We start from the raw sequence: 6493 nt of genomic DNA on the forward strand, positions 1-6493 counted from the left end.
GTCGTTGTTGATGAAGCCGTACTGCTTCATCAGCCGCGGCACCCGCTGCAGGCGGGTGGCGTCCGCGCGGGAGTTACGCCGCTCGCCAGGGTGCGCGCGGGTGTGCGGAGCCGTCGAGCGCTCAGCCACAGGGCACCGGCGCCGACCAGGACGTTGAAGCCGAGCCCGTACGGCCACACGGCCGGGCTCGAGTACAGCTGGGACCGGTCGTAGTCGGTCATGTCCATGCGCATGCTGCGCGCGCCCAGCCCGATGGTGCTCAGCGGATCCATGCTGATCACCGGCTCTTCCCGGCCGGTATCGGGGTTGAACTGCATCGGCGGCGCCGGCGCGGCGTCGCCGAGGATGACGAACGGGTTCGGCGCCAGCAGCCACCACACGTACTGGGGCTGCGGCACCTCCTCGGTGCGGGTCGTGGACTGGCCCAGGTCGTTCGTGATGGTGTACTCGTGCTCCTTCAAGGTCAGCGGGAGCACCAGGGCGAAGGCGATCACCGTGCCGACGGTCAGGGCGAACACCAGCAGGTAGGACATCAGCGTCGAGGTGATCCCGCGGGCGAACAGCGCCGACAGGCCCTGCGCCATCGCGCAGATCACGCCGATCAGCAGCGCGACGACCGCGACCACCGCCAGCGCGCGCAGCGGGCCGACCCCGCCCTCCAGCACCGCCCACACCGCGAACGGCAGGGTCAACCCGAGGAAGACCAGACCGGTGGTCCACGCCGCCGCGAACTTGCCGAGCGTGATCTCCCACGCCGACAGCGGCGTCACCTGCACCGTGGCGAGGGTGCCGCGCTCGCGGTCGCCGTTGATCGACTGCGCCGCCAGCGCCGGGGCCACCAGCAGCGCGAGCCCGAGCACGAAGAGCATCAGGGCACCGAACATCGGCAGGCCGATGTTGTTCATGCCGACCTCGGACGCCGAGCGCGCGAGCCCCAGGGCGTAGCGCAGCAGCGCGGTGAACGCCGCGATGACGACGACCCACGCGACCAGCAGCCAGCGCCAGCGGCCGGTGCGCAACCGGACCCGGAACTCCTGCTCGGCCACGATCTTGATACCGCTGAGGGTCATCGGCGCTCCTCGGTGTAGGCCAGGTAGGCGGACTCCAGGTGGTTGCCGACCGGGGCGAAGCTGGACACCTGCACGCCGTCGGCGATCAGCTGGGCGAGCAGTTCCGCCGCGGCCTGCTCGGAGTCGACCTGCACGTCGATCCCGGCGGAGTGCGCGGCGTGGGCGATCCCGCGCTGCGCCAACGCCGCGGGCAGATCACCCGAGACGGCCCGCACCCGCCACGCCGAGCGGTGGTCGAGCTCGTCCATCCGGTGCTGCCCGGCGGTCTGCCCGCCGCTGACGAACACGACGCGGTCGGCGATCTCGCCCAGCTCGCTCAGGATGTGGCTGGACACCAGGACCGCGGTGCCTTCCTGCGCCTGCGCCCGCAGCAGGTCGCGCAGCTCCACGCGGGAGCGCGGGTCGAGCCCGGAGGCGGGTTCGTCGAGCAGCAGCACCGACGGCCGGTGCACCAGCGCGCGAGCCAGCGCGAGGCGCTGCTTCTGGCCTCGTGACAGCACGTGCACCGGCTGATCGGCGAACTCCGCGAGGTGCACCACGTCGAGCAGCTCGGCGACCCGGGCCTTCGCCCCGGCGGCGGGGATCCGGTAGGCGTTGGCGAAGAAAGCCAGGTACTCGCGGGTGGTCAGCTGGTCGTACACGCCGAACGCGTCGGGCATCCAGCCGAGCTTGCGGCGCACCGCCAGCGGCTCGGCCACCGGGTCGTGACCGGCCACCCGCAGCTCCCCGGAGTCCGGAGCGAGCAGCGTCGCCAGCATCAGCAGCAACGTGGTCTTGCCCGCGCCGTTCGGTCCGACTAGGGCGGTGACCTCGCCGTGCGGAACGTCGAGGTCGATCCCGCGCACGGCTTCCACCGCGCCGAACCGGCGTCGCACGTCCCTGGCGAGGACGGCTTGGTCCTGCGTAGGCATCGTGTGGCACTCCTGGTCGTTGATCTTGACCGTAGGACGTGCCGGGATGCCGTTCGGTTGCGTGTGAATTCCGCGTTATGAAAGAACGGCTTTCAGCTCTGGTGGGTCGGCCGGTCCGCGGTGCCCAGCGACCTGAGGGCGTCGGTGGCCGAGGTCTTGGTCTCCTGGTCCACCGAGGTGCTTTCGGGCGCGGGTTGGAGCAGGGTCTCCGACGGTGCCGCGACGGGTTCGAGATCGGGCCGGGTGCGCGGTCGCTGCGGTGCCTGCATCCGCGGGCGGGACTGCGGCGGGTACGTCCGCGGCGGGTAGGTCTGCTGCGGCGGTGCGGGCGGTTCCGGCTGGTTCGCGCTGATGTAGAGCCATTCCAGCACCAGCACGATGATCCCGATCATCAGCGCGCCGAGCGCCAGCCACAGGCCGGTCGGTTCGCCGCCGTACCACCAGAGCGCGACCGCCGCGCCGCAACCGGCGCCGGCCGCCATGGCCAGCAGGTGGAACAGCAGGTGGACGGCGTAACCCCTCACGACCCGAATACCTCCCCGTGCTCGCGGTCCGTCCCGATGCGAACTGCGCTCGTCGGAAATCAGGCGCTGGTGCCGAACACGCACCCCGCTGCCGCTCGGTTGCCCGGTCGCGGGCCAGGTCACACCGCTGGTGGCGGGCGGACTCCTCGACAACCGATGGTAGCGCCGGAAACGCGCATTCCGCCCGATCAAGGGACCCGAATCCGATCTCACCTGTTCGGGCGACCCGGGCGGTGCGCGCCCAGCGGCTCCGACCAGCCGGACCTACCGTGAATCGAAAGGGCCCCCGTCACCCGCAACGGTGCGGTGCCGGTCGGCGCGGTCGCATCCGCCGCCGAGCACGAGGTGGCCCGGTGCAACACAAACGGGGGGTGGGTGCCGGTGATCAACTCGCTGGCTGGATTCGCGTTGGCCGCGTCGATCGGAATCGGCGCGCTCCTCGCCTCGCCGATCGTGATGTCCTGGGTCGAGCACCGGATGCTCGGCCCGCGCACGCCCGCCCGAGGTCGGCACCGCCGCCCGGCCACCAGACCCCACCTGCCCGCCTTCCGGTGGCGCGACGTCATCCCGGCCCCGCGCCGGGCGTCGGTGGGCGGTCCGGGAGCCATGCGCAAGCCCGGCCAGCGGGACGGCTTCGACCGGCCTACACCGGTTCGAAGCCGGGTGAAGCAACGCAGCTGACCAGCGTTTCGACCGTTGCGGCGGCCCGCGCCCGGAACCAGGTCCCGGCCGGGACGACCAGCTGCGGCGACTGCCCGGCGCCCGCGCCCAGCACGATCCGCTCGATGTCGGCCGAGGCCTCCGGTCCGTCGCCGCCCAGCAGCAGCGTCAGCGGTCCGCCCCGGTGCCACAGCCAGACCACGTCGGAATCCACCGCGCGCCAAGCCGATTGCTGCGCGGGCGGCAGCAGGAAGTAGCTCGCCGACGCCGCCGGCTGGGCATCGCCGTTCGGACTGGTCCAGGTGCGCCGGAACCAGCCGCCCGACGGGTGCGGCAGCAGGTCGAACTCCTCGGCGGTGCGGCTGCGCGTCTCCAGGGACACGAAGTCGCCCGCGACGTCGCGCCGCGCGTAGCGGACCCCGATCACCGCACCCCGCTCCAGCGGACCGTAGACGTGCGGGAACAGCTGGTCGGCGGGGACGCCGTCGGGCGGGGAGGGGTTGGCGGCTTCCCAGCGCACGGGCGCGGAGAGCTTCGTCGGGTCGAGTTCGAGCGCGATCATCGGTTCGGTCGCCGGCCGGAACAAGGTGTTGGCGACGGCGAGCGCGGTGCGGGAGTCCGGCGAGCAGTGCACGAAACCTTCGGTGTGGAGGCTGGCGGCACGGATCGGCGAGCTGCGGTCGGCGTGGAAGGTGCTCAGCGGCAGCAGGTGCAGCAGCGTCGAAGTCACGCCGACAGTCTCTCGTGAAATCAGTGCTCGGCGCGATCAGGAATCGATCCCTTCATCCCCGGTGGTCGCGAAGAACGACCGGCGCCGCCGCGCAGACCGGGCCCGGAGAACATCATTAGGATCGGCGGCATGGTTCGGGTTGCGGTTTTGGACGACTACCAGGGTGTTGCTCGGGACTACGCGGAGTGGGATTCGCTGTCCGCTCAGGTCGAGTTCTTCCACGAGCACGTCGAGGACCCGGACGAGCTGGTGCGCAGGCTGGCGCCCTTCGAGGTGGTCGCCGCGATGCGCGAGCGCACCCGGTTCCCGCGCGAAGTGCTCGCTGCGCTGCCGAACCTGAAGCTGCTGGTGACCACCGGCATGCGCAACGCCGCGATCGACATGCGGGCCGCGGGGGAGCTGGGCATCGTCGTCTCCGGCACCGGCAGCGGTGAATCGGACCGCGCGTGGGCGCCGACCGCCGAGCTGACCTGGGGCCTGATCTTCGCGCTGCTGCGCAAGATCCCCGAGGAGGACCGGCTGATCCGGGAAGGCGGCTGGCAGGGCGGCGTCGGCGTCGAGGTCGACGGCCGGACGCTGGGCGTGCTCGGGCTGGGGCGGCTGGGCTCGCAGGTCGCCACCGTCGGCCGGGCGTTCGGCATGGACGTGATCGCCTGGAGCCAGAACCTCACCGACGAAGCAGCGGCGGCGGCCGGTGCGCGGCGGGTGGACAAGGACGAGCTGTTCGCCGCGTCCGACGTGCTGACCATCCACACCGTGCTCAGCAAGCGGACCCGGGGACTGGTCGGTGCCGCCGAGCTGGCCCTGATGCGGCCGACCGCGTACCTGATCAACACCTCGCGCGGACCGATCGTCGACGAAGCGGCGCTCCAGGCCGCGCTGCGCGAGGGCCGGTTGGCCGGGGCGGGCATCGACGTGTTCGCCCAGGAGCCGCTGCCGGCCGACGACCCGTGGCGCAGCACGCCGCGGACGGTGCTCACCCCGCACCTGGGGTACGTCACCGAGAACACCTACCGGGCCTTCTACGCCGACACCGTCGAATGCATCGCCGCCTACATGCAGGGGGAACCGGTCCGGGTGCTCAACGCCGGCTGAGCCGGTGGTGCGAATCGGGCACTGATACGGCTTCCGTCTCGATGCGAAATCGGTCTTGACGGCTGGGGAGACGCACATCACAGTCATACCAACCAGTCGGTCTGATCGTGATCTTCGTCCTCAGTAGTCCAGCCCAGGGAGCCCGCCGATGACTGCCGGTGCACCAGCTGAGAAAGCCCAAGGAACACCCAAGAAACTGCTGTTCGCAGCCCTGATCGCCAGTTCCATCGAGTGGTACGACTTCTTCATCTACGCCACCGCCGCGGCACTGGTCTTCGGCCACCTGTTCTTCCCCGGCGCCAGCCCGCTGATCGGCGTGCTGCTGTCCTTCGCCACCTTCTGGGCCGGGTTCATCGCCCGGCCGATCGGCGGGCTGATCTTCGGCCACCTCGGCGACAAGATCGGCCGCAAGCCCGCAGTGGTGACCTGCCTGGTCATGATGGGCGCGGCGACCTTCCTGATCGGCCTGCTGCCCGGCGCGTCGAGCATCGGCGTGGCCGCCCCGATCCTGCTGGTGACGCTGCGGTTCCTGCAGGGCATCGCGGTCGGCGGGCAGTGGGGCGGGATCGTGCTGCTGCTGACCGAGAACTCCGAGGGCCGACGCCGGGGCATGGCGGGCACCTTCGGCCAGATGGGCGTCCCGCTGGGCGTGATCATGGGCAACGTCGTGTTCCTCGCGGTCGGTGCCGCGATGAGCCAGGAGATGTTCCTGTCCTGGGGCTGGCGGATCCCGTTCCTGGCCAGCGCCGCGCTGGCGCCGGTGGTGCTGTTCATCCAGCTCAGGATCGAGGACACCCCGGTGTTCCGGGAACTGCAGGAGCGCAAGGAGAAGCGGGATGAGCAGGTCGTGCGGGCGCCGCTGATGGAGGTGCTGCGCACCCGCAAGCGCACGGTGCTGCTCGGCGCCGGACTGCTGTTCGCCACCAACTCGATCTTCTACATCAGCATCTCGGGACTGCTGGACTACGGCACCCGCGAGCTCGGCATGCCGCGCCAGACGCTGCTGACGATCTCGCTGGTGTCCTCGCTGGTCGGCGTGTTCGTGATCTTCCTCAGCGGCGCGCTGTCGGACCGCTGGGGCCGCCGCCCGCTGATCCTCGCCGGTGCCGGACTGCTGGTGCTGTGGGCGTTCCCGTTCTTCTGGCTGGTCGACACCGCCACCGTGCTCGGCGTGGCGATCGCGGCCTCGGTGGGCAGCGTCGGCTCGAGCCTGACCTACGGTCCGCTGGCGGCCTACCTCAGCGAGCTGTTCGAACCGCGGGTGCGCTACTCCGGAGCGTCCCTGGCCTACCAGCTGGCGGCGATCCTGGTCAGCGGTGGAACCCCGTTCATCATGACGGCCCTGCTGGCGGCGACGGGCACCTCGTCCTCGGTCTCGGCCTACCTGCTCCTGATGGGCCTGTGCACCCTCGCCTCCCCCCTCCTGGCAGCAGGCCTCGGCAAGTCGAGCACGACGACCGAGGACGCCGCGTGCTCAGCCGGGATCCTCGCGGCACTTGGCGC

At 71.0% G+C, this 6493-nt stretch carries 7 protein-coding genes; 3 read left to right on the top strand and 4 right to left on the bottom strand.

Annotation, left to right across the window (positions count from 1 at the left end; all coding sequences use genetic code 11):
• Positions 1-29: 29 nt before the first annotated feature.
• The 3 genes from ABTZ89_RS33785 to ABTZ89_RS33795 all read right to left on the bottom strand — a co-directional run bounded on the left by ABTZ89_RS33785 (position 30) and on the right by ABTZ89_RS33795 (position 2505).
• Complete coding sequence (locus ABTZ89_RS33785) at positions 30-1070, bottom strand: ABC transporter permease (protein WP_351052469.1); 1041 nt, start codon at positions 1068-1070, stop codon at positions 30-32.
• A complete protein-coding gene (locus ABTZ89_RS33790; protein ID WP_351052471.1) occupies positions 1067-1981 on the bottom strand; it encodes an ABC transporter ATP-binding protein in 915 nt (304 codons plus the stop codon). Before ABTZ89_RS33790 ends, ABTZ89_RS33785 begins: the two co-directional genes overlap by 4 nt.
• A gap of 92 nt (positions 1982-2073) precedes the next feature.
• On the bottom strand, positions 2074-2505 hold the full coding sequence (locus ABTZ89_RS33795; protein WP_351052474.1) for a superantigen-like protein SSL4: 432 nt from the start codon (positions 2503-2505) through the stop codon (positions 2074-2076).
• Positions 2506-2886: 381 nt separating this feature from the next.
• On the opposite strand from ABTZ89_RS33795, the gene ABTZ89_RS33800 reads away from it, so the two are divergent.
• Positions 2887-3186, top strand: a complete 300-nt coding sequence (locus tag ABTZ89_RS33800; RefSeq protein WP_351052477.1) for a hypothetical protein — start codon at positions 2887-2889, stop codon at positions 3184-3186.
• Here ABTZ89_RS33800 and ABTZ89_RS33805 read toward each other — a convergent pair.
• The gene (locus tag ABTZ89_RS33805) at positions 3149-3895 is read right to left on the bottom strand and encodes a cupin domain-containing protein (RefSeq protein WP_351052480.1); all 747 of its coding nucleotides are present in this window, start codon (positions 3893-3895) and stop codon (positions 3149-3151) included. The two genes, ABTZ89_RS33800 and ABTZ89_RS33805, sit on opposite strands and share 38 nt — an antisense overlap.
• A gap of 129 nt (positions 3896-4024) precedes the next feature.
• On the opposite strand from ABTZ89_RS33805, the gene ABTZ89_RS33810 reads away from it, so the two are divergent.
• Both ABTZ89_RS33810 and ABTZ89_RS33815 read left to right on the top strand, forming a co-directional pair.
• A complete protein-coding gene (locus ABTZ89_RS33810; protein ID WP_351052483.1) occupies positions 4025-4990 on the top strand; it encodes a D-2-hydroxyacid dehydrogenase family protein in 966 nt (321 codons plus the stop codon).
• A 148-nt stretch (positions 4991-5138) separates the two neighbouring features.
• On the top strand, positions 5139-6493 hold a 1355-nt coding region (locus tag ABTZ89_RS33815; RefSeq protein ID WP_351052485.1), incomplete at its 3' end, for an MFS transporter.

The organism is Saccharopolyspora sp. NPDC002686, from assembly GCF_040295745.1.
Classification (GTDB): domain Bacteria; phylum Actinomycetota; class Actinomycetes; order Mycobacteriales; family Pseudonocardiaceae; genus Saccharopolyspora; species Saccharopolyspora oryzae.

What these genes read in the sequence shown, in the direction of transcription:
- ABTZ89_RS33785 (WP_351052469.1), bottom strand. Translation starts at nt 1,070, where the DNA reads ATGACCCTCAGCGGTATCAAGATCGTGGCCGAGCAGGAGTTCCGGGTC.
- ABTZ89_RS33790 (WP_351052471.1), bottom strand. Translation starts at nt 1,981, where the DNA reads ATGCCTACGCAGGACCAAGCCGTCCTCGCCAGGGACGTGCGACGCCGG.
- ABTZ89_RS33810 (WP_351052483.1), top strand. Translation starts at nt 4,025, where the DNA reads ATGGTTCGGGTTGCGGTTTTGGACGACTACCAGGGTGTTGCTCGGGAC.